Source organism: Catellatospora aurea (genome assembly GCF_042663325.1).
Taxonomy (GTDB): Bacteria; Actinomycetota; Actinomycetes; order Mycobacteriales; family Micromonosporaceae; genus Catellatospora; species Catellatospora aurea.
In genome coordinates this window covers 14222-39624 of record NZ_JBHTAC010000058.1, presented here as the reverse complement: position 1 = coordinate 39624, position 25403 = coordinate 14222, and the positions used below count along the sequence as shown (strand labels likewise).

Genomic DNA, 25403 nt, shown 5'->3' with positions numbered 1-25403 from the left:
TTGCTGCCAACCCAGAAGTCGGTACGCCTCAGTGGGCCTTCACCGCCGCTTCAGCGGAACGCGCGTACGAAGCCTCCGGGACTGGGTGGAACGCCTTCCGGATGGCGGGGATGCGGATGCGCGCTGACGGCGCTGACGCGCGCCTTGCGGGGGATCGGCATTCCCGTGCACTCGATGGTGTCCGCGGTGCGGAGGAAAGGGGAATCGGGTGAGGTTTTTTCCCGACGTGGAGTGGATCGACGAGGCAGCGGGCATCGCCTGGCGCGCGGAGTATCAAAGTTTCGACCAGCGCAAGGACGACGTGTACTACACGGTGATCGCCTCACGGGGCGGGGTTCGCACCGGGTGGGTGGTGCGTATCGGTATCGAGTGGGCCGGCGATGACTGGCGCACGGCGGAGTTCGGGCCACGCCTGGAGCGGCTGGTCCGCGAAGCGGCTTCGGCCGTCGGCTGGACCGACCCGCCGCCCGGCGGCGGAACGGCGCGGAACGCCTTCCCGTCGCTGTGACCGTGGCGGAAGGGGAACACGCGATGCGTGGCCGTTTCAAGGACCATGATCTGTGGATCGCGGTGCGCCAGGCGGTGGGCGAGGTCACCGAGCAGAGCCTGCGCGAGCTGACCGAGCTCGACTGGAGCGAGTATCGCGCGGAGGCCGGCGAATACTGGGCGGCGATCTACGATCTCGCCGGGCTCGAACTGTGTGAAAGCCTGCGCAGGCTGTCCCTCGACGGCAACGGGGTCAAGAGCCTGCGCCCGCTGTCGGGCCTGGCTCGGCTCGAAGAGCTGTGGCTCGTACAGAACCAGGTCACCGACGTGCGCCCGCTGGCAGGGCTGCCCCGGCTGCGGGTGCTCGCGCTCGCGATGAACCCACGACTCAAAAGTGTCGCGGCGCTGGCCGGGTCGGCGAGTCTCGAAGACCTCGATCTCACCGGAACCGCGGTGACCAACTTGTCGCCGCTGCTGGAGGTGGGTTCGTTGCGTCGCCTCGACTGGCGTCCGCCCTCGGCCACCTCGGAACCGCTGCTGCGCCGTGCCGACCGGGTCATTGCGGAACTCACCGCGCGGGGTGTGGCGGTCCATCAGTGAGCCTCGGCGGCTGTGCGGTCCGGTCCCCTGGGGATGACCTGCACCGCGTGTTACATGGCGTTGCCGGGGCAGGCGCGGTACGCGCCGCTGCGACGTGCGCTCGATCAGGCCGCGGCGGGCGACATCGCGGACACGTGCCTGCGCGGGGTCGAGGTGTGGCAACAGTCCTTCGACCGGCCGGCTGGAACTCTCGGCAGGCGGGACGCCGACGCCGAGCCCGACATCCGGCATTGACGGATCAATACTACGTAGTGCGATACTACGCCATACGTAGAAAGAGCGCGGCCATGCGTTCGGCTTCAACGGTCCCGGCATCGAGCTCCACGGCAGACGCAACCGGCCTAACTGGTCAGACCACGGGAGGGCGGCGGTGAGGCGCACTGCGTTCATCCGAGCGGCACTGCTGCTGTACCCGGCGGCGACGCGTGCGCGCTACGGCGTCGAGATCGCGGAGTTGGCGCAGAGCTCTCCCCACCCCGGGCGGGACCTGGCCGATCTGGTCCGGTGTGCGCTCGCAGAGCGAAGGGAAATGATCTTGTCATCGCTGTGGATACAACGCAACGCCGCGCTGCGGCTGCTGGCGGTGCCGGTCCTCGTGGCGCTCGGGCAGCTGGCGCTGACGGCCGGTGTGATGACGGTGCTCTCCACCTTGGAGATCGCGGGCACGGCCCAGGCCACCGTGGCGACCGGTGTGGTGGTCGCGGTGCCCCTCGCCGTGCTGACCTGGGTGCTGTCCCGCCGGATGGACGCCAGAGCGGCGGAGTCGTTCGGCTGGCTGGTTCCGTCGGCCGTGGCGCTCGGAGCCTCGGCCGTCTGGGTGATCCCCGACCTGATCCTGTCGCGCCGGCCGTACACCGATGCCCTGCTCGACACGCTGCCGGCGACGGCCGCCTGGGGCTTCGGCATGGTCGTGCTGTTACGTGCCGCGGCACCGCACGTCAGCGGGCCGCACAGCGTTCGACACCGCGCCGCGACGGCTGCGGGAGCCTTCCTCGTGCTGGAGCTGAGCACCGCCGTGGACGTCCTCACCTCGTTGTCTGCGCAGCAGGCACCGCACGGGTTCGCGTTGCTGTGGTACCCGTCGGCACTGTCCGGCCTGGGCGCGGGAGGGCCGCTCGACCCTGCGGTGACCTTGCACAACGCCGTAGGGGCCAAGGCGGTGCTGCTGACGATCTGCACCGTGTTCGTACTGGGGTTGGCCACCGCGCGGGCCAGGAGAAGCGAGGCGGCCGCCACCGCGCGGTGACGGGCCACGCAGTGAGGGTCCGGCACGCGATGGAACGCCCCTGACCCAATGCGCGGCGGCAGGTGCGAAACCGAGTTATCGACCGGAGGCAGGACATGAAGGCCCCCATGCCTGGAGACGACCTGTTCGACGCGTTCGTGATGGAGCACCGAGCACGGCTGCTCCGCACCGCGGTGCGGCTGGTCAAGGACCGGCATCAGGCGGAGGACATCGTCCAGACGGCCCTGACGAGCACGTTCGTCGCATGGCGGCGCGGATCGGTCGACAACGTCGAGGCGTACGCGGTGCGCGTGTTGGTCAATGCTGTGATCAACTGGGACCGGCGTCGCCGGCGGCGTCCCGAGGTGACCTCCGCGACGCCGCTGGAGGGCCCCGCGACGTATCCGATCGACCAGTGGCTGGAACGCAACGAGCTCTGGCTCGCGGTGAGCCGGCTGCCGGACCGGCTGCGCCGGGTCATAGTGCTGCGGTACTACCTCGACCTGACCGAGGCGCAGACTGCGGCGACGCTGGGTGTGGCTCAAGGCACTGTCAAGAGTCAGACCGCTCGGGCGATGCAGTGCCTCAGGAGAGGCTACCTCGCAGTCTGCGCCCCACATTCGAGCTGACCGCATCACACGGCACCGCGCTGACGGGCGACGTCGGAGCCAGCTCAACGGTAGATCAGCTCCGCTTCAGAAGCGGGGGGCAGCATTGAGGGCGCGGACCGTTGGGCGCCGAGCGTGGCTCCGAGGGGGAGTGTCCGGTCATCGGCGGGCCGCGCCGCGGCGCGGGGCCGCGGCTAACCACCGGAGGTGGAGGTCTCCTGCAAATAGACCTCCACCTCCGGCGGCTGACACAGGCTCGGGCACCCGGGCGCTCGGTCCTGCCGTCCGCTCGGACGACCAACCAGGGCCCGAATCACACCCGCGAACGACCCGCGCCTGCGATCGCGCCAGCCCGCGGCGCCATGGAACGCGATGGAACGCCACCCGGAGATGTGCGGTGCCGCCGCGGAGCAAGTGCGGGCCGCCATTGTCGGCGATGACGGACGAGTGGGGGGCCGAGTCGGTGAGCCGTTGGACGGTGCCCGGATATCACGAGCACAAGGTGCTCGGTAGAGGTGCGTCAGGCCTCGTGGTGCTCGCACGCCACGAGCGGACGGGCAGCTGGGTCGCCATCAAGTACCTGAACCCCGAGTTGGTCTCCGACCGTGGTCTGCTGTCGGTCTTCAGAGCCGAGTCGCTGATCCTCCAGCACATGGACAGCGCGTTCGTGACCCGCCTGTACGAGTACGTGGAGTCCTCGCGCGGCGCCGCCATCGTGATGGAGTTCGTCAACGGCGTATCAGTGCGCGCGCTGCTGCGGGCCGACGGGCCACTGGAGCCCCGTGCCGCGCTGGCAGTCCTGCGCGGCTCGCTGCTCGGGCTGGCCACCGCACACGAACGCGGACTCGTGCACCGGGACTACAAGCCGGAGAACGTGCTCGTCGACGACCGGGGATGGAGCAAGCTCGCCGACTTCGGTATCGCCGCCCCGTCGGGCCAGCAGGGTGTCCCGGCGGGGACACCCACGTACATGGCACCGGAGCAGTGGGCGCTCGGCGACGCTAACCCGCAGACCGACATCTATGCGGCGGTGGTGACTTTCTTCGAGTGCGTCACCGGCAGGCCCCCGTACGCGGCGCCGGGCGACCCCATGCAGCTGCGGCGGCTGCACGAGGAAGAGCTCCCGCCGCTCGAACTGCTGCCGCCCGAGCTGCGTGAGCTCACCCGCCGCGGCCTGGCAAAGTTCCCGGCCAACCGGCCGGGAGACGCGACGACACTGCTGCGCGAGCTGGACCGGGTCGCCTTCGCCGCCTACGGCGACGACTGGGAGCGCGAGGGCCGCAAGGAACTCTCGCGCCGAGTCCTGCTCCTGCTGGTCCTGCTGCCGCCACTGACCGCGGCAGGCCAGTCGAGGTGGGCGCGCTGGAGCAGGTCGGCGCCGGCCAAGACGGTCGGCGCCGGTGCGGCCGGTGTCGCGGTGATCGTCACGGCGTTGCTCGGATGGGACCTCGCCGACAGCAGTGATGCCGACTTCGTGCCACCGCCGCAGGCGGTCGCGCCGAGTTACCACCCGGTCCCTCTCTCAGCGCCACCCTCGCCTCCGCCGTCGGTATCTCCGTCGCCGAGCGCCGGGCCCGCCACCCCGTCACCGGCGGCCACACCCGGCGCGGGGCCCAGCAGCGGACCGGCCAGGCCGCCGTCGGCGCGGCCGAGCGCCTCACCGACACCGACGGTGAGCGCCTTCGGCCTGGTCGCCGAGCCCTACTGCGTCGGCACCGACTGGGACACGTGCTGGCGCACGAGATGGTCCGCCAGCGTCCTGGCGGGCGGCCGCGGGCCGGCCACCTTGCACGTGGGCATGTATCCGGTGGACGAGTCGGGAGTGGTCGCCGGTAATCCGTCCGTGTCATGGCGCGTCGACTTCAACGTCACCCGGTCGGGGCGGATCGACTGGAACGACGACAGCCGCTACTCAGTTCCGATCGACCAGTCCTGCGCGGGTGGATATTCCCTCGTGGTCCGGGCCCGGATCACCGTCGGCTCCGCGACCGTCGCCACCGACGAGGTCCGCTTCAGCTGCGTGATCATCCAGTGAAACGGCCTGCCGCCGTGATCGTCTGGTGGCGGCGCGCCGGCCCGCGAGGGGTACGAGGTGGAACGAGATCGGCACGAGCTGGCCGGTGGGCATACCCTCACCCGGTCCTGGATCGCGCACCTGCACCAGCTGGCCCAGGAGATCTGCGGCGGCCATGAGGACGCCCAGGACATGGTCCAAGCGGTCCTGCTGCGCCTGCTCGACCGGAAGACGGCCCTGGAGCCCAGCCGGTTCAGCGACGAGTTCCTGCGCAGGGAGCTGCGCACCGTTTATGAGCGGGACCGCGGCTCCTGGTGGGCGCGGGCGGTCGAGCTTCGTGCCACGGTGCCTGACCGCGCCGCTCCGCAACACCCGACCCACGAGCTGTGGGATTTGGCCGCCGCATGGCGTCGACTGCCGCCCGGTCAGCGAGCGGTGCTGGCGCTGCGATATCACGACGACATGAGTGTGCAGGCCGCGGCACGGGTGCTCGGCCTGTCGGCCGGCACAGTGAAATCGCAGACCTACTACGCGATCGACGCGCTGCGTCGGATGCTCCCCGAGTACTGCGGCAGGGTCGGGCCGCTGCCCGACATCGGCCGTGCTCCGCTGCCGAGCGAAGGCGAGCGCTTCACCGTGGCGCCTGCGGCGCGCAGGCGCCGGATGCTCCGGAGCCTGGCGGCGGCCGTCGCCGCCCGCGAGATCCACCGACAGAACGCGGGGCCCCGCCCAGTTCAGTAGCGGATCAGCGGCAGTTCAGAGCCGCGGTTGAGACTCTGCGGGTAGCGCGATCGGTGTCGCGGCGCGAACGCGCCCAGACATCCCCACCGCGCTGTGTGACCGTTCGCAGCGAGGTGGCTGCCGGGAGTCGCGGCGACGCCGAGACCCGGCCCTCGTCTGCTCCCCGACGAAGGGTGTGTGCGCAGTGGGTTCAGCCCCGGACACCACCGCTGTATCCGTGAGCTCCCCCAGCCGCGGCGCGGTGGTGGACACCACGAGCAAATCGCCGATGCGCATCGCCCTGCGCCGTCTGCGCGCGGACAAGGTGGCGATGACATGTGCGGCGATCTGCGGCTTCTTCGTGTTCATCGCGGTGTTCGCGCCGGTGCTGTCGGGCATCGCCGGGCAGGACCCCACCACGTACCACTTCGAACTGGTGGACAAGTACGGCTTCCCGACCGTCGGCCCGAACTCCGAACACTGGTTCGGCATCGAGCCGCGGCTCGGCCGGGACCTGTTCGCCCGGTGGGTGCACGGCGCGCGGCCGTCGCTGATCGTGGCGGGCACGACCGCTGCGATCACGACGGTCATCGGGGTCGTGGTCGGCATGGTGGCCGGGTTCGCCGGTGGCTGGGTCGACAAGGCCTTCTCGTGGCTCATCGACTTCATGTTGAGCCTGCCCGTCCTGCTGTTCGCCATCGCCTTCCCGGCCGTGATGATCGGTCTGTTCCACGGCGGCCCGGACGGTGCGACGCCGGAGGACGTCTCCAACATCCGCTTCATCTCCCTGATCACGGTGCTGTCGCTGTTCGGCTGGGCCGGCCTGGCCCGGCTGATCCGCGGCCAGGTGCTGTCGCTGCGCGAGCGTGACTTCATCGCCGCGGCCCGGGTCCTGGGCGTGCCCACCTGGCGGATCATGTTCAAGGAGCTGCTGCCCAATCTGGTGGCCCCGATCGTGGTGTCGACGTCGCTGGCGCTGCCGGCCTACGTCGTGGCAGAGGCGGGCCTGACCTTCCTCGGCGTCGGCCTGACCGAACCCACCCCGTCGTGGGGGCTGACCATCGCCGCCGCGCAGAACTACTACCGGGCCGAGCCGCTCTACCTGTGGCTGCCCGTGCTGGGCGTGACCGTGCTCGTGCTGGCGCTGAGCCTGCTCGGCGACGCGATCCGGGACGCCTTCGATCCCAAGACCCGCCGGTGACGCGGCAATCCGCCGCGCCGCCGGTGCTGGAGAACACCAGTATTGAAAGGGGTAGGTTTTTGAAACGCATGCGTATCACGACGGTCTTCGCCGTGGGCACGCTCCTGGCAGTGTCGGCGTGTGGAGGCCCGTCGGGCGGAGACGGCGCCGGCGAGCCGAACGGCGGCTCGGGCATCACCCAGCAGACCGTGACGATGGACCCCACCGCGAAGGGACCGGCAGCCGAGGTGCCGGGGGCGAAGAAGGGCGGGGTCATCACCGTCTACTCGCAGTCGACCCCGAACACGTTCGACCCCACCGACATCTACTTCGTCGACACGAACGAGATCGGCCGGCTGCTGTTCCGCACGCCGACGCAGTACGCGATCCGCAGCGGCAAGGCGGTGCTGGTCCCCGACCTCACCGACCTGGGCACCGTGTCCGCGGACAAGCTGTCCTGGACCTTCAAGATGAAGACGGGCATCAAGTACGCCGACGGCTCCGAGGTCAAGGTCGAAGACCTGGCCTATGCGGTCAAGCGGCTGTTCGCCCACGACATCTACAAGAACAGCCCGACGTACCAGTTCACCTACTTCAAGGACGGTGACAAGTACAAGGGCCCGTACGCGAGCGGCGACCAGTACTCCGGTGTCGAGACGCCGGACGCCACCACGCTGGTCATCCACCTTGCGCGGCCGTTCTCCGACCTGCCCTACTTCATGTCCTTCCCGGCCTTCACGCCGATCCCGAAGGCCAAGGACACCAAGGAGAACTACAAGAACAACCCGCTGGCCACCGGCCCGTACCAGTTCAGCGCCTACACCCCGGGCTCGAGCCTGAAGCTCAAGCGCAACGAGCACTGGGACGCCGCTTCGGACCCGGTCCGGCACCAGTACGTGGACGGCTGGGACTTCCAGTGGGGCGGCGAGGACGTCAAGACCCAGCAGCAGGTGCTCAACAGCAGCGGTCCCGACGCCAACGCGCTGAACTACGCCAACGTCGACGCGACGCTCATTCCGCAGCTGATGCAGAAGAAGACGCAGCTGCTGCAGGGCGAGAGTCCGTGCACCATCGTCACGCAGATGGACACCCGCAAGATCCCGCTGGAGGTGCGCAAGGCGATCGCCAAGGCGTTCCCGTACGACCAGCTCTACAAGGCCGCCGGCCTGAACGACCTGGTCGCGGACACGGCGAGCACCATCATGCCGCCGAGCGTCGCCGGGTACACGAAGTACACGCCGCACCCCGACCTGGACGGCACCGGCAACGGTGACCCGGCAGAGGCGAAGAAGATGCTGGAGGCGGCGGGCAAGGTCGGCTTCGAGCTCAGCTGGTACTACGACAACACCAGCCCGCTCGCACAGCAGGTCAACCAGATCCGCACGGACGCGCTGACCGCGGCGGGCTTCACCGTCAAGGCGATCGGTACGGCCACTGCTGAGCTGCGCGGCAAGGTCTCCGACTACGACGCTCCGGTCAACATGGGCCAGAGCCCCAACGGCTGGTGCTCCGACTGGCCGACCGGAGGCAGCTGGTTCCCGGTGCTGTTCAGGTCGCAGAGCATCGACGAGGGCACCAGCTGGGGCATGCTGAAGGACAGCACGCTCGACGCGGAGATCGACGCGGTCTCGAACCTGCCGGTCGACGCCTCGACCGCCAAGTGGGGCGAGCTCGACAAGAAGATCATGGGCATGTACGTCGCCCTGCCGCGCTACTACGACAAGATGGCCGTCGTCATCGGCACCGGCATCGGCGGGGCGGAGGGCGACCCGACCATGGGCCTGCCGTTCTTCGTCAACATGTTCGTCAAGAGCTGACCCGCGTATCGCCCGGCCGGCGCGGACGCGCCGGCCGGGCTTCGAATCTCTCGCATCCGAGCTCGCGAAGGCTGTGCCATGCTCCTCTACCTCCTGCGCCGTATCGTCAGCGCGATATCGGTCGTCCTAGTGGCGATCATCGCCAGTTTCGGCCTGTTCTACCTCGCCCCGACCGACCCTGCGGGCGTGGTCTGCGGGCCCAAGTGCACACCCGAGAGGCACGCGGAGATCACCGCCAACCTGCACCTGGACGACCCGATGATCCAGCAGATCTTCACCTATGTGCAGGGGCTCGTCGCGGGGCGTACCTACACCTCCGCCGGCGTCACGATCGAATGTGCTGCGCCGTGCCTGGGCTACTCCTACATCCTCGGCCAGCCGGTGACGACGTTGATGGCCCAGGCGCTGCCCGTCACCGTGTCGATCGTCTCGGGCTCGGCGATCGCCTTCCTCCTCATCGGGACGCTGACCGGCGTGATCGCCGCCCGCCGCCGGGGCACCTCGGCCGACCGGGCGATGGTGGGTGGCACGCTCGTGCTCGGAGCGGTCCCCTACTTCGTGGTGGCGCTCATGGTCGCGCTGTACATCGCCCCGGCGACCGGTCTGCGCGCGGAGTATCTCCCCTTCCTCGACAACCCCGTGGCCTGGGCGCTGGGCCTGCTGGCCCCCTGGCTGACGCTGGGGCTGGTGAACGCTGGTCCCTACACCCGCTACGCCCGTGCCTCGATGATCGAGTCGCTCGGTGAGGACTACGTCCGCACGGCGCGGGCGAAGGGCATCAGCGAACGCCGGGTGGTGTACCGCCACGGCTTACGCGCCGCGGTTACCCCGCTGGCGACCCTGTTCGGCATGGACGTCGCGTTCGCCCTGTCGGGAACGATCTTCACGGAGAGCATCTTCGGCCTGCCCGGCCTCGGTCAGCTGACCCTGCGCGCCTTCGCGCAGTACGACCAGCCCGTGCTCATGGGCGGGGTGTTGCTGGGCGCGACCGTGCTGGTCGTGATGAACCTGATCGTCGACGTCATGTACACGATTCTCGACCCGCGGGTGAGGCTGAGGTGAACACAGTGAGCACGAACCACAGCGCGGCGCCGGTCTGGTCGGCCCGGGACGGCAGGCCATACCTGGAGGTCACCGACCTGGAGGTGTCGTTCCCGACGGCGGACGGCATCGTTTGTGCGGTCCAGGGGCTCACCTACTCGCTCGCGCTCGGGCGCACGCTGGCGATCGTCGGCGAGTCCGGCTCGGGCAAGAGCGTGTCCAGCATGGCGATCATGGGCCTGCACAATCCGGCGGCCACCCGCATGTCAGGGTCGATCCGGCTCGGGGACCACGAGATCGTCGGCATGCCCAACGAGGAGATGCGCCGTGTCCGCGGGGCCGCCGCGTCGATGATCTTTCAGGATCCGCAGTCGTCGCTGCACCCCTACTTCACCGTCGGCGACCAGATCACCGAGGCATATCTCGCCCACCACCGGGTTTCGCGCAAGCAGGCCCGACGGCGCGCCGCCGACATGCTCGGCAGGGTGGGCATCCCGCATGCCGCACGCCGCCTCGACGACTACCCCCATCATTTCTCCGGTGGCATGCGGCAGCGTGTCATGATCGCGATGGCACTGGTCAACGACCCTCAGTTGCTGATCGCGGACGAGCCCACCACGGCACTCGACGTCACGGTCCAGGCGCAGATCCTCGACCTGATCGCCGAGCTGCAGCAGGAGTTCGGGTCCGCAGTCCTGTTCATCACGCACGACCTGGGCGTCGTCGCGGAGATCGCGGACGAGGTGCTGGTCATGTACGGCGGCCGCGCGGTCGAGCACGGCAGCAAGTCCGACATCCTCGCCAACCCGGTGCACCCCTACACGTGGGGGCTTCTGCGCAGCGTTCCGGCCCTGTCCGGCGCGCCCGGCAAACTGCGGCCCATCCCCGGCAGTCCGCCGAGCCTGCTCGCGCCACCGCCCGGCTGCGCGTTCGAGCCGCGGTGCGAGTTCCGCGACCGGCTGGTGTACGCCGAGTGCGGCACGGTGCAGCCCGAGCTCGTGGGCCGCCACGGCCAATCCCACCACCGTTCCCGCTGTCACCTGCGCCAACCCGAGTCCGTTTTCCAGGCCGAGGTCCTGCCGTTTCTGCCCTAAGGAGCCATCATGGCCTCTCCGCTCGACCAGCAGGCGGCCGCCGAGACCGCCCACGACCCGACGCCGCCTCTGCTGGAGGTGTCGAACCTGTCCATGCGCTTCCCGGCCCGTGGCGGCGGGCTGCTGACCCGCGCCAAGCAGTACGTGCACGCTGTCGACGAAGTCTCGTTCACGGTGCGCCGGGGTGAGACCCTCGGCCTGGTCGGTGAGTCGGGGTGCGGCAAGACGACCACGGGGCGGTTGCTCACCCGGCTGCTGCGGCCCACCGGTGGCCAGATCCGGTTCGAGGGCACCGACATCGCGCAGCTGAACGAGCGGCAGCTGCGCCGCTACCGCCGCGAGATCCAGCTGGTCTTCCAGGACCCGTACTCCTCGCTCAACCCGCGGCACACCGTGGGGACGATCATCGGCACTCCGCTGCGCGTACACGGCATCGTCCCGCGCCGCCAAGAGCTCGCGCACGTGCAGGAACTGCTGGAACTGGTCGGGCTCAACCCGGAGCACTACAACAGGTACCCGCACGAGTTTTCCGGCGGCCAGCGCCAGCGCATCGGCATCGCCCGCGCCCTTTCCGTCAAACCGAAGATCCTGATCGCCGACGAGCCCGTCAGCGCCCTGGACGTCTCGATCCAGGCACAGGTCATGAACCTGCTGGAGGAGCTGCGTGACCAGCTGGGCATCGCGTTCGTGTTCATCGCCCACGACCTCAGCGTGGTCCGGCACTTCTGCGACCGTATCGCGGTGATGTACCTGGGCAGGGTCATCGAGACGGGGACCCGCGAGGACGTCTACGGTGCGACCCGGCATCCGTACACGCAGGCGCTGCTGTCCGCGGTCCCGGATCTCGGCGTCGCCCGGGGCGCGACGCCGAAGCCGAAGATCAGGCTTTCCGGTGACGTGCCCAGCCCGATCGCACCCCCGTCGGGGTGCCACTTCCGCACCCGCTGCCAGCACGTGCAGGACCTGTGCGCCAGCTCCCGGCCGGCGCTGGCCGCCGGCCCGCGGGGCCATGCGGCGGCCTGCCACTTCCCGATCGAGACGAGTCCGGTCGTTGGAAGCTGACCCTGAGCGGTTTGCCCGGGTGGGCCTGCCGCCGCCGGCCGCGCGTCGGATCACACGAGCGCCGGCACGGCTCTCGACTGACGGCGGACGCCATTAAGCCGTTCCTGGACAGCACAGTGCGCGGCAGCGCCACGGACGTCGCCGCGTCGCTCGCAGGGCACGGCACGGTCGGGGGAGTTCCATCGGCCGTGAGGCGGTCGGCGGCTCCGATGGAACGGACCGGCACGCCCAAGGGCCGACAGCAGAGGCGAAGCGGAGTGGTGATGGATCAATCTCAGCTGGGCGACCAGTGCTACATGGCCGGCGATCACGAGGGTGCAGAGCGGGCGTGGCTGTGTGCGGCCGAAGCGGGTGACGTCGACGCGATGGCCAAGGTCGCGCTCCTCTATGACGACTGCGGAGACAAGGACCAGGCGATGCGCTGGTATCGGCCTGCGGCGGACGGCGGCAACGAGGCGGCGATGCACAATCTCGCCACCCTGCTCGAAGACGCCGGCGATGTCGACGGTGCTGAGCGGTGGTTTCTCAGCGCCGTCGGCCGGGGGCGCAGCGCGGCGATGCACGACTTCGCGCTCTTCCTGATGGAACGGCGAAGGACCGCGGAGGCAGAGGAGTGGTACGAGAAGGCGGCGCGGGCCGGCGAGGTGAAGTCGATGTGCAACCTCGGCGTGCTCCATCAGGATCGCGGCAACCTTCACCTGGCCGAGGCGTGGTTCTCGCGGGCGGTGGGCGCGGGCTACACCAGGGCCGGCTACTACCTGGGGCGGCTCGCTCACAGCAAGGGTGACCTGCCTTCGGCGACGACGTGGTGCCGCCACGCCGCGCAAGGTGGTGACGTCGAGTCGATGTACGTCACCGCCCGGCTGGCGCTGCTGGCACACAATTTGGACGAGGCGAGGTATTGGGGCGTCCGCGCTGCCGATGCCGGACATCCTGCTGCTCAGCAGGAGTTTCGGGTGCTCCCCGCGGCCTAGCTCGCGGCGGAAGCCCCTGACGGGTGGATCGAACCGGCGCCAGGGTCGGTTCGACAGGTGGGCGTGGATAAGCCGCTCGTCGGACCCCGCTCGCAAAGCGGCTCCTCCACCACAGGCAGCGCAATGACGTACGTCCACACTCACACGCCGTGGCTCGCCGCCGGGCAACCGCGCGGAGGGTGACGCACATACGCCCGGCCGCCCTCGAACCGGCTGAGCGGGCGACTACCTGTCGCCGTCAGCCTAATCAGAGGATCTGAAGTGATTCTGAAGCTTGCATGCGAATTGCGGCGATTATCTGGCTTCCAGGGTTTGCCGGGGTGGGTCGCCAGCTCGACGGATCCTGCCTTCCTCCACCGCTGTGTCCTGGCCGGACGGTGTCACGGTGTGCTCCCTTCGAGGCGGCCGTTCGTCGTCAGTCGCCTGATGGCACCGCGCGGGCGCCACAGCGAGCGCGGGCGGGCGGGCGGGCGCGCGTCCATGCCCGGCTCGTAGACGCTGATGGCGCAACCGGAGCCCTTGGCGTGGTACATCGCCGAATCGGCCTGGCGCAGCAGTAGCGCGGCCTCGTCGGCGCGCCCGAAGGCGACCCCGATGCTGCCGCTGACCGATACCGGTCCCGTACCCAGGTCGAACGGACGGTCCAGTTCGTCGGCGATGCGGCGCGCGACGTCTCGGGCCTGGGTGTGGTCAGCCGCGTTCTCGATCAGTACGGCGAACTCGTCGCCGCCCAGACGCGCTATCACGTCGTCGTCTCGCAGGACCCGTCGCATGCGCAGGCCGGCCTCGGTGAGGAGCGCGTCCCCTGCGGCGTGGCCGAAGGTGTCGTTGACCTGCTTGAACCCGTCGAGATCGATCATGATGACGGCCGCCTCCGCGTGCCCTGCAGCAGGACCTGAGTCGATCCGTTCGAGGTTGGCCTCAAAACAGGCCCGATTGGGCAGGCCGGTCAGGCAGTCCTGCATCGCCAGGTCCTGACTGCGCCGCGCGGCGGCGAGCAGGCTGCACTCGTAACAGAAGATCACCCGCCAGATCGCGACGACCAGCCCGAGGCCGAGCAGGGACCCGGCGATGGTCACCTCGAGGATCCTGCCCTGGGTGGCCTCGTGCGCCCGGACGACGGCCGCAGCCGCAAGGTGCTGTTGGCGAGACACCTGGTCGATGTCGCGCTGCAGGGCGAGGTGTGAGGGCTGCACGGCCCGCTGGTCGAAGCGCACGGCGCCGCTGTTCCGGCTGCCGACGAGTTCGATCAGGCGCTCGGCGTGGCGGCGGTACTCCGCGTGAGCGCCCCGCAGGCGCAGCGCATCAGATCGGGCCGTAGCGATGGCCGTTAGCTGTGCCAGCGCGTCCTCCGTCGCCGCCGCGGTCTGCCGGTGCCGGTCGATCGCCGGGCTGCCCGCGATCGGCTCGATCTGGTAGCGGCGCAGATGCATCTGCTGTAGCGCCACCGTCGCCCGGACCTCGCTGAACAGCGCGTCGGCCGCCATCGACTCGGTCTGCAGGCGCGCGGTCTTCGCGGTCTGCACGGACCCCCAGAGGGCGAACGTCACGATGAAGAAGAGGACCATCCCCAGCGCTCCGGTGACCAGAAGGCACCTACGCCGGTGGTACGGACCGACGGCCCTTTCCTCGGTGGTGGACATGCTGCCCCTCCAGTCGCTGTGAGTACTAAACCAAGCTCTCTCCGTAGCTGCGGGGGCACAATGGCTCCGACCCCAAACAAGCACCCCAGCTCCGCCCGGACGGTGTCGTTCGGCTGATGTCGGGGAGTGAGGGTGTGACTGAATGTTCTGAAAAGATCGTTATAGGCGATTTCGGTGTGACGCAGCCCGGCACGGCAGACGGCCGCCCCAGCATCGCGGCAAGGGTGGCCGAGGTGCGGCGGTTCGTCAGCGGCGACTGCCATCCCATACCCCGTAGCTGACCGGGGCTGCCTGCCGCCGCCTGAGCGCCCGCGACGGGGGTCTGGGTGATGATCTTGTTGTTCTCGAAGCTCTCCCCGACGGGTGACAGACGCCGCCCCTGTCGGCGGTTCCTTCCAGCCGGCCGTGGTCGCCGGCGAAGACCTCCACGTCGATGGCGCCCTGGGGTCCGCGGAATGGGGGCGGCTGGTGTCCAGGCAGATGAAGCGGACCCGGTCGGCGGGCTTTGCAGGGATCTCGTAGTAAGCCAGGTCGCTGTCGAGGGTGAAGCCGTGCCCGGCTGGCGGGCCGGTGGTGTTGAAGTGCGGTGACGACGGTGAACGCCAGTGGAAGCTGGGTAGCGGGTTCCTTGCCGACCCGCTGCACGGCGCGGATGGCGGCGTCGCTCATGTGCGAGGACAGCATCTCCTGGGGCCGGTAGGCGCTCGTGGTGGGCAGGATCCCCGCGGGCCGGAGCGGTCGAGGAACTCGACCCGCAGCGGTGACTGGTGGTCGATGATGAGCATGTCGGTCATCTGCGCGAACGCGAGCAGTGGCCGCTGCGGGGTGGTGGGCGCGGCAGCGTGCAGATCGTGGCGGACGAGACGGCGCTCACCAGGCCCGACCTCGAGCCCGGTGTAAGAGCCGTCAGTGTCATTGTTCACCGAACGGTGCGCTCAAGCTGGTATAGACAGTCGACGTGCTGGCGGCGGCGGGTGCGCCCGCGCCACGCATATGCCCAGCGGGTCCGGTGCGGCGGCCACCGCCCCCAGCCGGCCCGCACCGAGCACATTGCGACGTGACAGGGGCATGGCTTTCTCTTGAAGCTCGACCATTACCGACGGAGCGCTTGCGTTCCACGGTGTTCCGTTATGGTTCGGGCACTTCTGCGGCGGGGCGGCGACCCGCCAACGGCGGCGCGGTGCGCTCCGGTGATGTGACCGGGAGCGTCCCGGATCGATGCACGTCGTGTTGCGGAACGGCGGATGGAACGCCGGGCGGGTGAGGCGACACGCCCGGCAAGGCCTCTCATATAGCGGGATTCTGGACCCCGCGGCCTCAGGTCGCCGTCCGTGCCTGCGCTTTCTGCGGCGCACATCCGGGTCGGTCTTCCGTGCGTCAGGCGCGCATCAGTGGCGCTTCAGAGGCTTGGGCAAGGGTGCATGAAGCAATGATCGGTGAGGTCGCCATCAGGCGCTTCACCAGCAGTTTGTGGTCGCGGAAAGTGTTTCTCCGATTGCGGGGAGCTCATCGTGACACCGACGCTGGAGAGATCGACATCATGGCAGCACACCTTGGCCGACGTTCGTCGCAGCAAGCCGCAGGAGTCGCGATGAGGGATCCGTGGTGGGCGGCGCGGCGAGCGCCGGCCCGCACTCCTGCTGTCGGTCAAACGGCTGCGCGCTGAGCGGCAGCCTGTGCCACGGGCGTCGTCGCACGCCTTCCACTAGGACTCGTATGGACGTGATAGCCCGCTGAGGATCATCAATCCGACCAGCTAGACGCGAAGTTCTTCTGGACGACAACCGTCGGCCGCCTCGCTCACTCCCGCACCGGGACCGTCGCGCGGCCACCGGCGGTGTCCGGCTCAACGAAACGGACTATCCATGCAACACCCCTTTCTGCCATGCCCGCATTTCCCATCGTTCCGAGCCGATGCTCGGCCGTTCCGATCGCAGACGCACCTTCGGGCGTCCACCGCGCCACCCAAACCGATCGGCTGCGGTGTTGGCGGTCGGAAGGCACCGCGATGAGTGCGCGTGTACCCGCCACCCGTACCGGGTTCGACCGGAGCCGGGCGTCGCTCGTCTCGATGTCTCACCCGGCTCGATCCCACGGCCCGCAGCTCGCGCCGGTGTCGGCCGAGACCAGACTGCAGGCGCTGCTTGTCGCCGGAGCGCAGGCGCTCTACGTCGAAGGCAACCTGGTCGCGAGTCGCGACTGGTTCGACCGCGCATACCGCCTCGCCGAAAGCGTGCACGACGACACGGCGCAGGCGATCGCCGCGATCGGATTCAGCGGCCTGTGGGTGCACGAGCACCGCATCGCGACCGCCGCGGCGCTGACCGAACTGCGTCTGGTCAAGGCGCTGTCGCTGATGGACCCGGAGTCCTCGCTGAGCGTACGGATCCAGGCACGCCTGGCAGCCGAGGCGGACTATCGGGAGGGTGGCTTCGAGCGCGTGTTCGCGGCCGTCGACAAGGCAAGGCGCAGTGGCGACCCCATTGCGCTCGCTGAAGTGCTCAGCCTGGCGCATCACTGTGTCATGGGACCGCATCAGGCGCGGCTTCGCGATCCCATCGTCCGTGAGCTCCTCCACGCCGGTCTGCGCACCTCCCGCCGGGCCGATGTCCTGGTGGGCCTGCTGTGGCGCACGGTCAACCTGTTCCTGTCCGGCGACCAGCATGCCGAGCGGTCACTACGGGACCTGCGGGCCCAGATCGAGGACCAGAACCATGCCGCAGTGGCGTTCGTGGTCGACGCGATGGACGTGATGCGAACCATCAGGTCCGGGGAGCTGGACCGCGCCGCGGAGCTGGCCGTGGCGTGTGCCCAGCACGGCCAGGCGGTCGGCGACGTCGACGCCACCGGCTGGCACGGCGCACACATGATCGCACTCCACTGGTATCGCGGAGACATCGCTGACCTGGTCCCTGCGCTGCTTGATCTGGCCAACTCGCCGACGCTGAGCGCTGTCGACAATTCGCATCTCGCCGCGCTCGCGGTCGCGGCTGCGATGGCCGGCGACCACCGGCTCGCCCGCGGATCGCTGGCCCGGTTGGAAGGTGAGAACTGGTCACAGTTGCCCATGACGAGCAGTTGGATGGCCACCATGTACGGGGCGGTGGAGGCTGCGCACCTGCTCGGCGATCAGCGCATAGCCGCGTGCCTCTACGAGTCGCTGCTGCCCTTCCGCCGGCTTCCGATCATGGCAAGCATGGGCGTGGCCTGCTTCGGCTCGGTGGAGCACGCACTGGGTGTGGCGTCGTTGACGGTCGGCGAGGTGCACCGTGCGGTGGCGCATTTCGAGGCCGCGGTCCACGGCAACCAGAGCCTGCAGCACTGGCCGGCGGCCGCCGTCTCGCGGATGCGGCTCGCCGAGGCGCTGTGCCTGCGCGACGGACCGGGCGACCTCGCCACCGCACAGGAGGAGCTCGTCGCCTTCCGGAAGGAAGCGGCGCGGATGAACATGACTCCTCCACCGCCGGCCATGGCGCGCCTCGACATGGCTTTCGGCGGCAGCCGACCGGCGGAGAGCCGGTCCGCAATGCTCATGTGCACCCGTAGCGGTCTGCACTGGGAGCTGCGCAGCGGTGACCGGACGATCCTGATGGAGGACAGCAAGGGGATGACATATCTGGCCAGCCTCATCGCCAACCCCGGGTTCGAGATCGCGGCTTCGGACCTGGCGGCCGGTCCCGGGTACGCCACGCAAGGCGCCAACACCGCCGCCTCGTCCTCGTCGGCACAGCCGGTGCTAGACGAGGCGGCCAAGCGGGCCTACCGGCAGCGCCTGCTGGATCTCGACACGGCGATCGAGGAGTTCGAGCAGATGAACGACGTCGTTCGTGCCGAGCGTGCTCGCGACGAGCGCAGTTGGCTCATCGACGAGTTGGCTGCCGCCACGGGGTTCGGTGGCCGCACCAGGAAATTCGCCGACGGTGCCGAACGCGCTCGGATCTCGGTGGGCAAGGCGATCCGACGGGCGCTGACCCAGATCACGGCTGCTGATCCGGAGATCGGAAACCATCTGCGCTCCAACGTGAGGACCGGCATGCGCTGCTGTTACCTACCCAGGTGATGACGCCAGGAGCGAGACTGCCTTCGCGCGTGCGAAGACGCCCCCTCGCTCCTGGCGCGAGCGGTGAGGCACGGGGGAGGTCGCTCACCGTTCGATGTCGCCGCACGGCACGCAGCGCGGCCGGGTTCTCCGTTCGCCTCAGCGTGCGCCGTCGTGCCGATGCGGCTGCGAAGAAGGTCCCAGATACTGCTGAACCACGACTGACGTGCTGCTGAACGCCGCTGCCTTGTAAGGGTCGGCGGCAGTGCCTGCTGGAACCCGCCGGAACGCCGGTAACGCGACCATGACCGGCTCGGACGGCATGCATCGACTGACGGCGCTGATGCCGGGACATACACATGAAAAGGATCATTGATGAACGCCGCAAACACGGATGACGACCTGCGCACCGCCCTGATGGGGCGGATCGGGGGTCGGCAGTACGCACCCGTCGGTGCGGGCCGTCGCAGCCGGCTGGGGACGTGGTACCCCCTCATGGACGCTGACGGCCGGATTTGCGAGGGCCTGCTGGTGCAGGATACGGGCCGCTTCGACGCGGGGTTCGTGCGCCGGGTGGCCGAGCACGTGCGCCGCAGCGGCACCCGACGGCCGCCAGGTGTGGTCGGCCTCATCGACGCCATGTTCGACGAGCAGTACGGATGGCTGATCGCCGACGCACCGCCGGCCCGAATCCTGGCACAGCAGATGGGTGCCCCGGACGGCGTCGCGGCGCAGACCATGCTGGCCGTCGCCGCCGAAAGTGCCAGGCTGCTGCTGGATCTGCACGCGGCCGGAACGGCGCACGGCGACGTGTCCGTGCACACCGTCGCGCTCGGCGTATCCGGTCAGGTGCTTCTCACCGAAGCCGGACTCGCCCACCTCTTCGCGGGCACGGTGCCGGATCCGCGCCATGACGTGGCCGGCTGGGTGCGGCTGCTCGACGAACTCCGCGCCGCCACCGCCGACCGGCGGGCCGGCCAGGTGCTGGAGCAAGCTGCGCGCGCCGCTGCGTCAACCGGTGGCACCGCAGGACTCGCCGCGGGACTTGGCCGGCTGTCGCACGGCGAGGCGCAGACGGTGCCGTTGAGCGCATCGGCCGCCGGTTCCGCGATGTCGGCACCGACGATCGTGCTGACGAAGACCCCGCCGGCTCCCGGCCGCGCCGCCACGGCGCTCAACCATCGCTACCCGGCAGGTGAGGACACCGTCGCGGCCGAGCCGGTCAGCGCCACGGGCACGGTCAGGCACCGCGACGGACGCACCCGGCTCAACGTCTATCTCCCGGAGCCCGACATGCGTATGAACCATGTGCCGTACGAACCGCTGCCGGTGCGCGCACAGCCGCCCCGGCATGAGGACTCGGGACAGCGCATTCGCCAGACTGCGGCGCGGGCCGGAGTGAAACTGCCCCCATGGATCCGGCTCGACCTCATCGGTAGCGGCTTGATCACCGCAGCGCTACTGCTGGGCATCCTTCAGGTATCGGGACGGCTGGGGTAGCGCCGGCGAGCCGTCCGGGGCGGACGTGGAACGCAGCGGAACGCCGCAACCGCCGGCGACGCGGAGGAGACGCATTCACCGTCCCGATCAGCTCGTGGCCAAGGATGCCGCCCGGAGGAGAACAACTGATGTACACGGTCCGCTGGCTCAGCTCCCGGCGGCTGGCCATTCGATGGTCGGCCCTCACTCCCGAGACGGCCGGGCAGGACGGAGCCGGCGCCGAACCCTCGGACCAGCCGGCGGCCAAGGCCGCCGCGCTACTACGCGCGTACGGCCTGGTGGCCACGGCAGGCCCAGACATCATCAGCAGGCCGGACGGGGAGGTGGTGGCCGAAGTCGATGTCCTTCCGGATGTCCGCCTGCCGTCGCCGCCGCGGCTGGAGATCGTTCTCACGACCGGGTTCGACGACTCGGAGGTCGACGGCTACCTGACGCGTCTGCGCGAGCAGGCGGCCGACCTGACCCAGCTCGGCCGGGCCGCGCGTGCCGGTGACGTCGTGGTGATCGACCTTGCGGCGACGCGGCACGGTCAAGCGGTCGAGCACGGGCAGGCGATCGGTGTCACCCATACCGTGGGCTCGGGGCATCCACTGCGAGGACTCGATGAGGCTCTGCCCGGGTTGAGCGTAGGGGATCAGGTGAGCATCGAGACCGAACTCGTCGGCGGTCGGGAGAGCGGCCGTTCGGCACAACTATCGATCATGGTCCGCCAGGTGACGGAACGGACCGTGCCCGAGCTCGACGACGAATTCGCCGCCCGCTTCGGCGAATTCGCCGACCTGGCGGAGTTCCGCGCGGTGCTCAGGACCCGGTTGCTGCATCGCGCGGGCGTCCACCTGCGCGCTGACGCGTGCGAGCGCGCAGTTGACGCGCTCGCCGACGAGGTAGGGATCGAAGCACCGGCACCAGTGGTGGCCGAGGAACTGCGGCGTCAGAAGAAGCGGATGGCCGCGGCCCTGGATCGGATCGGCGTGAGCCTGGACGACTACCTCGCGGCAGAGGAAGCGACCGAGCCGATGGCGGATGCCGAACTCGCCGGTGTGATCGCACGACGGATCCGCGCGGAAATCACCCTCGACCTGCTCGCGCACCAGCACGACCTCTTCGGGTCAGGCGAGGAGGCGAACGAATCCGAGGCGGTTCGGAGCAGAGCGCTCGCATACCTGATGAAGCATGTCGTGATCAGGGACCAGACCGGCGAGCGCGTTTCGTTCGACGCCCTCTACGGACCGGTTGAGCCCTGACGCGACATGGTGGCCGTGGCCGCCGCCCGGCTGTCAATGCAGGCGGAGCCAGAGGTGGTAGGCCACGGCACCGACGAGTTGGAGGCCGGCGAGCAGGGATCCTGCGACCACGAGGCATAGAACCAGGCGGGTGGAGAGCACCTTCTTGATCGACGATCGGAGCACGGTTCCGATCGTCGATCCTGTCGCCTGGCTGGGCAACCCCAGTCATGCGGCCGTCAGTGGGCAATCAGCGCTGATTCAGCGACAGGCATCCCTGGAGGGGTGTGTCCGAGGTGGCATCGGTGTCGCGCGCGGATCACTTGACACCGTTGTACTACATCCTGCGATACTACGTGAGCCGTAGTAAGGAGTCGTGGGATGTCGGGTCTGGGCGAGCTCGGGAGGTTCTCCGAGCCGGCTGTCATGGTCATGATCAGCTTGGCGAGTGGGCCGAAGCATGGATACGCCGTCCAGGACGACATCGCAGAAATGTCCCATGAGCGGCCAGGGCCGGGCACACTCTACGGGGCGATACGGCGTCTGGAGGAGCGAGGACTCATCCGAGCGCTTCCCGAACAGGAGCGACGCAAGCCGTACGAGCTCACCGAGGAAGGCCGCACCGCTCTGCACCTGGAGTTGCAGCGGCTGCGCACGCTGGCCGCCACCGGCCTGCGACGGCTGGCCACGGCCTGACGCCGACCGAGGCTTGGCCGAAGCCGCCCAACTGCACCGACGGCGGCTGAACCCACATGAGGCTTGCCGGGACGCCCGACGAGGGAGGGCGGCCCCGCGAGCCATGTCTGCATCGGACACCCGCCGAGGCGCGCCCCGGGCGACCGGCGTGACATACAGCTCAGTCACCGGCCGCCGAGAATCCGGCGGAGCGAAGAGATCACGCGGTGCTGATGCTTCCTGGCCAATGCTCATCATCGAACGTGGAGACATGTTGCGAAACAGAGGCCCCCTACTGCTAGCACTTGCCGTGCTCCTGCTGGCGTCCTCCGCCCCGGCCGTGGCCGCGCCACGAGACCTGGAAGACGAGACGCACCTGAGATCGCGTCTCGTACACCTGATCACCGGCGACCGCGTCCACGTGCACCGGGACGGCGCCGTCACGATCGTCCCCCGGACCGGGGTGACCTTCACCAGCCAGCGCCTTGACGGCCGGCACCGGGTCATCCCTTCCGACGCCTGGCAACTGCTGGCCGACGGGCGGCTCGACCCGCGCCTGTTCGACGTGACAGAACTGCTCGGCGCAGCAGCGGGACGACCCGGTGCCCTCCCGCTGATCATCGAGGGCAACACGGCGATGCGCGGGTTGGCGGCCACCGGCACGCTGCCGGCCGTAGGCGGTTTCGCCGCGACGATCGACGACAGCCGGCTGGCCGCGACCTGGCCGCAGCTGCGTGACAGTCTCACGGCGGGAAGGATCTGGCTCGACGCCTGGCGGACCCCCACGCTGGACGTGAGTGTGCCGCTGGTGGGAGCACCGACTGCGTGGGCTGCCGGATACGACGGCACCGGAACGAAGGTCGCGGTGCTGGACACCGGCGTCGACACGGCACATCCCGACCTGGCCGACAGGGTGGTGCTGCAGCGCAACTTCACCGGCGGCATGGAGGACGATCTCGACCGGGTCGGTCACGGCACGCACGTGGCATCGATCATCGCCGGCAGCGGCGCGGCCTCGGACGGTGACTTCAAGGGCGTCGCACCGGGCGCACGACTGCTGGACGGCAAGGTGTGCGTGGTGCAGGGATGCGCCGAGTCGATGATCCTGGCAGGCATGCAGTGGGCAGCCGAATCGGGCGCCGACGTCGTCAATCTCAGCCTCGGCGGCTTCAACGGCCCGGAGACAGATCCGCTGGAACGGGCCGTCGACGAGTTGACCGAGCAGTACGGCGTCCTGTTCGTCGCGGCGGCGGGCAACAGCGGCGGCGACGGGACGCTCAACTCGCCGGCCAGCGCCGTCGCGGCGCTCGCAGTCGGGGCGACCACCAAGACCGACACCCTGGCGGAGTTCTCCAGCCGGGGTCCGAGCGCCGACGGCTTCGCCGTCAAACCGGACCTCAGCGGCCCGGGCGTCGCCATCATGGCGGCCCGCAGCAAGGACGGACTGTTCGGCAAACAAGGTGATCAGTACACGGCGCTGTCGGGCACGTCGATGGCGACCCCGCACGCCGCCGCGGCAGCGGCGATCGTCGCCCAGGCGCACCCGACATGGAGCCCCGCTGAGCTGAAGGCGGCACTGATGGCCTCGGCCGCGCCGCATCCCCAGGTCGGCGTCTTCGCCCAGGGCGCCGGCCGGGTCGATGCGGGGCGCGCCATTGGCCAGCAGCTGATCGCCAGCCCGCCGGTGGTGAGTTTCGGGATGCAGCCCTATCCGCACGAGGACGACGAGATCCGCTCGGCGACGATCGTCTACCACAACAGCGGCACCGCCCCGGCCGAGCTCCACCTCACGATGTCGGGTGACGCACCGCCGGGGATGTTCACACTTTCGACTTCCGCCGTCACGGTGCAGGCCGGCGCAGACACGTCGGTCGTCGTCAGCGCCGACACCCGCGTCGGCGGTGACGCCTCCGGCGGACTCGGAGTCCGGATCATCGCCCAGGGTGAGGGCGGTGTCCGGGTCCACACCCCCGTCGGCGTGGTACGCGAGAAGCCGACCCACACCGTGCGGGTGACCATGACGCAGCGCGACGGCACCCCTGTGCCCGACGACTCCCAGGCGGTGAGCGTCCTGACGAACACCGGCACCGGTGAGGAGTTCTCCGTGCTCGGCGACGGCGGTGAACTGCGCGTGCCCGCCGGGGAGTACTTCGCCTGGAGCCGCATCATGGAAGGTCGCCGTGATGACCCCGATGCGCTGACCATGCTGACCCGCCCTCGGCTGACGATCGCGGGCCCGACCGAGCTCATCTGGGCGGCGTCGCAGGGAAAGCTTTTCGACGTCACGGTTCCCGATACGACAGCACGGCTCGCCTTCGGCAGTTACACCGTCATCGACCGCCCGCGGCGGATCTCGGCGGCCGCCACCGTCGTCGGCGGGCGCGTCCGGTTCTACTCGGCACAACTCGGTCCCCGCGAGGTGGACGGACTCCACTCGGCGGCTGTGCTGACCTTCGGCAAGCCCGACCGGAACGGCGAGTTCGGAACGTCTCCGTACTACTACCATGTCGGACGGCATTCGACCGGCACTGCGATGGAGGGCCTGACAGCGCGCATCGGCGCGGGCGACGTGGCGACGGTGCACAGCACCTATGCCAAGCGCGGCGCCGCGGCCGATGACGCGGTGGGCTTTCGGTCGAACTTCCTGCGTTTTGCCGACGACGTGCCGCACGACACCCTGTCGCAGGGCTTCCCGCTTCCCCTGCGACGCACGGAGCACTTCTCCGGGGATGCACCCTGGCAGTCGGTGTTCGTCGACGCGACGATGGGCAACGACACGTCGCTGATCGGCGCCCGCACCGATCATCGGGCCGGAGGCGTCACGCGCGAACATTGGAACCGCGCCGTTTCCGGCCCGACCATGATGCCCGACGAGCTCGGCACACCCCCCATCCAGCGTGTAGGTGACCTGCTGGTGGTGCGCCCGTCGATGACGGGCGACGGGGATGGCCATCATGGCTCGGCCTTCCTGGCGGGCAGCGCGGCCCTGTACCGGGACGGGGTGTTGATCGGCGATCAACCCGCTGTTGCGGCGGCCTTCGAGGTTCCGCCGGGCCGGGGGCGGTATCGGCTGGTGGTGGTGGCTGAGCGCGGCAGCCGGCTCTCCCCGAGGGTCGAGGCCGAATGGACCTTCATGTCGTCTGCTGGCGAGGGAGTGGTGCCGGTCCCTGCGTCAGCGGTGGGTTTCGCCGCTCCTGTGGATGACCGAAACGTCGGACGCCGTGCGAGTGTGGCAGTCGTTCCCATCGTGATCAGTCGGTCAGGTGCGGCGGGCCGCGTCCGGGTCGATTCCGTCGAGGTGTCGCACGACGGCGGCCTGACCTGGCGTCGGGCACGGGTTGCGAAGGTGTTCGGCAGCTGGATCGCGATCTACCGGCACCCGGCAGGACCAGGCCAGATATCCCTGCGCGCCGCGGCGGCTGACGACCAGGGCAATACCGTCCGGGTCACGATCTTGCGAGCGTATGACGTGGCGTAGGCGGAAGTGACGGTCGCGGCCGGT

General features: G+C 69.3%; 19 protein-coding genes. 18 read left to right on the top strand and 1 reads right to left on the bottom strand.

Annotated elements, in window-relative coordinates; genetic code table 11:
• Positions 1 to 226: 226 nt before the first annotated feature.
• The 13 genes from ACFQO7_RS34140 (at position 227) to ACFQO7_RS34080 (ending at position 12821) form a co-directional block, all read left to right on the top strand.
• A complete protein-coding gene (locus ACFQO7_RS34140; RefSeq protein ID WP_376810253.1) occupies positions 227 to 508 on the top strand; it encodes a hypothetical protein in 282 nt (93 codons plus the stop codon).
• A 23-nt stretch (positions 509 to 531) separates the two neighbouring features.
• Entirely contained in the window at positions 532 to 1086 is a 555-nt protein-coding gene (locus ACFQO7_RS34135) for a leucine-rich repeat domain-containing protein (RefSeq protein ID WP_376810252.1), read from the top strand.
• A gap of 54 nt (positions 1087 to 1140) precedes the next feature.
• A complete protein-coding gene (locus ACFQO7_RS34130; RefSeq protein ID WP_376810251.1) occupies positions 1141 to 1320 on the top strand; it encodes a hypothetical protein in 180 nt (59 codons plus the stop codon).
• 301 nt (positions 1321 to 1621) lie between these two features.
• The gene (locus ACFQO7_RS34125; protein WP_376810250.1) at positions 1622 to 2332 is read left to right on the top strand and encodes a hypothetical protein; all 711 of its coding nucleotides are present in this window, start codon (positions 1622 to 1624) and stop codon (positions 2330 to 2332) included.
• Positions 2333 to 2439: 107 nt separating this feature from the next.
• Positions 2440 to 2940: a SigE family RNA polymerase sigma factor gene (locus ACFQO7_RS34120; protein ID WP_376810249.1), complete on the top strand. Its 501-nt coding sequence runs from the start codon at positions 2440 to 2442 to the stop codon at positions 2938 to 2940.
• Between the two features lie 415 nt (positions 2941 to 3355).
• Positions 3356 to 4954 (top strand): serine/threonine-protein kinase, encoded by a 1599-nt coding sequence (locus ACFQO7_RS34115; RefSeq protein ID WP_376810248.1) that lies wholly within the window; start codon positions 3356 to 3358, stop codon positions 4952 to 4954.
• A 57-nt stretch (positions 4955 to 5011) separates the two neighbouring features.
• Entirely contained in the window at positions 5012 to 5674 is a 663-nt protein-coding gene (locus ACFQO7_RS34110) for a sigma-70 family RNA polymerase sigma factor (protein ID WP_376810247.1), read from the top strand.
• A gap of 217 nt (positions 5675 to 5891) precedes the next feature.
• Entirely contained in the window at positions 5892 to 6854 is a 963-nt protein-coding gene (locus ACFQO7_RS34105) for an ABC transporter permease (protein ID WP_376810246.1), read from the top strand.
• 68 nt (positions 6855 to 6922) lie between these two features.
• Positions 6923 to 8650 carry an ABC transporter substrate-binding protein gene (locus tag ACFQO7_RS34100; RefSeq protein ID WP_376810245.1) on the top strand — a complete coding sequence of 576 codons (1728 nt, stop codon included), beginning with the start codon at positions 6923 to 6925 and terminating at the stop codon, positions 8648 to 8650.
• Positions 8651 to 8728: 78 nt separating this feature from the next.
• The gene (locus ACFQO7_RS34095) at positions 8729 to 9712 is read left to right on the top strand and encodes an ABC transporter permease (RefSeq protein WP_376810244.1); all 984 of its coding nucleotides are present in this window, start codon (positions 8729 to 8731) and stop codon (positions 9710 to 9712) included.
• A gap of 5 nt (positions 9713 to 9717) precedes the next feature.
• Complete coding sequence (locus ACFQO7_RS34090; RefSeq protein ID WP_376810243.1) at positions 9718 to 10785, top strand: ABC transporter ATP-binding protein; 1068 nt, start codon at positions 9718 to 9720, stop codon at positions 10783 to 10785.
• Between the two features lie 9 nt (positions 10786 to 10794).
• Entirely contained in the window at positions 10795 to 11847 is a 1053-nt protein-coding gene (locus tag ACFQO7_RS34085) for an ABC transporter ATP-binding protein (protein ID WP_376810242.1), read from the top strand.
• Positions 11848 to 12110: 263 nt separating this feature from the next.
• Complete coding sequence (locus ACFQO7_RS34080) at positions 12111 to 12821, top strand: tetratricopeptide repeat protein (protein WP_376810241.1); 711 nt, start codon at positions 12111 to 12113, stop codon at positions 12819 to 12821.
• Positions 12822 to 13201: 380 nt separating this feature from the next.
• On the opposite strand, the gene ACFQO7_RS34075 is transcribed toward ACFQO7_RS34080, so the two are convergent.
• Positions 13202 to 14464: a diguanylate cyclase domain-containing protein gene (locus ACFQO7_RS34075; RefSeq protein WP_376810240.1), complete on the bottom strand. Its 1263-nt coding sequence runs from the start codon at positions 14462 to 14464 to the stop codon at positions 13202 to 13204.
• 2008 nt (positions 14465 to 16472) lie between these two features.
• Between ACFQO7_RS34075 and ACFQO7_RS34070 the strand changes: the two genes are divergently transcribed.
• The 5 genes from ACFQO7_RS34070 (at position 16473) to ACFQO7_RS34050 (ending at position 25379) form a co-directional block, all read left to right on the top strand.
• Positions 16473 to 18524: a hypothetical protein gene (locus ACFQO7_RS34070; RefSeq protein WP_376810239.1), complete on the top strand. Its 2052-nt coding sequence runs from the start codon at positions 16473 to 16475 to the stop codon at positions 18522 to 18524.
• Positions 18525 to 18878: 354 nt separating this feature from the next.
• Positions 18879 to 20003 (top strand): hypothetical protein, encoded by a 1125-nt coding sequence (locus ACFQO7_RS34065; RefSeq protein ID WP_376810238.1) that lies wholly within the window; start codon positions 18879 to 18881, stop codon positions 20001 to 20003.
• Positions 20004 to 20131: 128 nt separating this feature from the next.
• Positions 20132 to 21247 carry a trigger factor gene (locus tag ACFQO7_RS34060; RefSeq protein ID WP_376810237.1) on the top strand — a complete coding sequence of 372 codons (1116 nt, stop codon included), beginning with the start codon at positions 20132 to 20134 and terminating at the stop codon, positions 21245 to 21247.
• Positions 21248 to 21607: 360 nt separating this feature from the next.
• Positions 21608 to 21922, top strand: a complete 315-nt coding sequence (locus ACFQO7_RS34055) for a PadR family transcriptional regulator (RefSeq protein WP_376810236.1) — start codon at positions 21608 to 21610, stop codon at positions 21920 to 21922.
• Positions 21923 to 22211: 289 nt separating this feature from the next.
• A complete protein-coding gene (locus tag ACFQO7_RS34050; RefSeq protein WP_376810235.1) occupies positions 22212 to 25379 on the top strand; it encodes a S8 family peptidase in 3168 nt (1055 codons plus the stop codon).
• Positions 25380 to 25403: the final 24 nt, after the last annotated feature.

What these genes read in the sequence shown, in the direction of transcription:
- ACFQO7_RS34130 (WP_376810251.1), top strand. Translation starts at nt 1,141, where the DNA reads ATGGCGTTGCCGGGGCAGGCGCGGTACGCGCCGCTGCGACGTGCGCTC.
- ACFQO7_RS34080 (WP_376810241.1), top strand. Translation starts at nt 12,111, where the DNA reads ATGGATCAATCTCAGCTGGGCGACCAGTGCTACATGGCCGGCGATCAC.
- ACFQO7_RS34115 (WP_376810248.1), top strand. Translation starts at nt 3,356, where the DNA reads ATGACGGACGAGTGGGGGGCCGAGTCGGTGAGCCGTTGGACGGTGCCC.
- ACFQO7_RS34085 (WP_376810242.1), top strand. Translation starts at nt 10,795, where the DNA reads ATGGCCTCTCCGCTCGACCAGCAGGCGGCCGCCGAGACCGCCCACGAC.
- ACFQO7_RS34065 (WP_376810238.1), top strand. Translation starts at nt 18,879, where the DNA reads ATGAACGCCGCAAACACGGATGACGACCTGCGCACCGCCCTGATGGGG.
- ACFQO7_RS34135 (WP_376810252.1), top strand. Translation starts at nt 532, where the DNA reads ATGCGTGGCCGTTTCAAGGACCATGATCTGTGGATCGCGGTGCGCCAG.
- ACFQO7_RS34075 (WP_376810240.1), bottom strand. Translation starts at nt 14,464, where the DNA reads ATGTCCACCACCGAGGAAAGGGCCGTCGGTCCGTACCACCGGCGTAGG.
- ACFQO7_RS34055 (WP_376810236.1), top strand. Translation starts at nt 21,608, where the DNA reads ATGTCGGGTCTGGGCGAGCTCGGGAGGTTCTCCGAGCCGGCTGTCATG.
- ACFQO7_RS34100 (WP_376810245.1), top strand. Translation starts at nt 6,923, where the DNA reads ATGCGTATCACGACGGTCTTCGCCGTGGGCACGCTCCTGGCAGTGTCG.
- ACFQO7_RS34120 (WP_376810249.1), top strand. Translation starts at nt 2,440, where the DNA reads ATGCCTGGAGACGACCTGTTCGACGCGTTCGTGATGGAGCACCGAGCA.
- ACFQO7_RS34095 (WP_376810244.1), top strand. Translation starts at nt 8,729, where the DNA reads ATGCTCCTCTACCTCCTGCGCCGTATCGTCAGCGCGATATCGGTCGTC.
- ACFQO7_RS34070 (WP_376810239.1), top strand. Translation starts at nt 16,473, where the DNA reads ATGAGTGCGCGTGTACCCGCCACCCGTACCGGGTTCGACCGGAGCCGG.
- ACFQO7_RS34060 (WP_376810237.1), top strand. Translation starts at nt 20,132, where the DNA reads ATGTACACGGTCCGCTGGCTCAGCTCCCGGCGGCTGGCCATTCGATGG.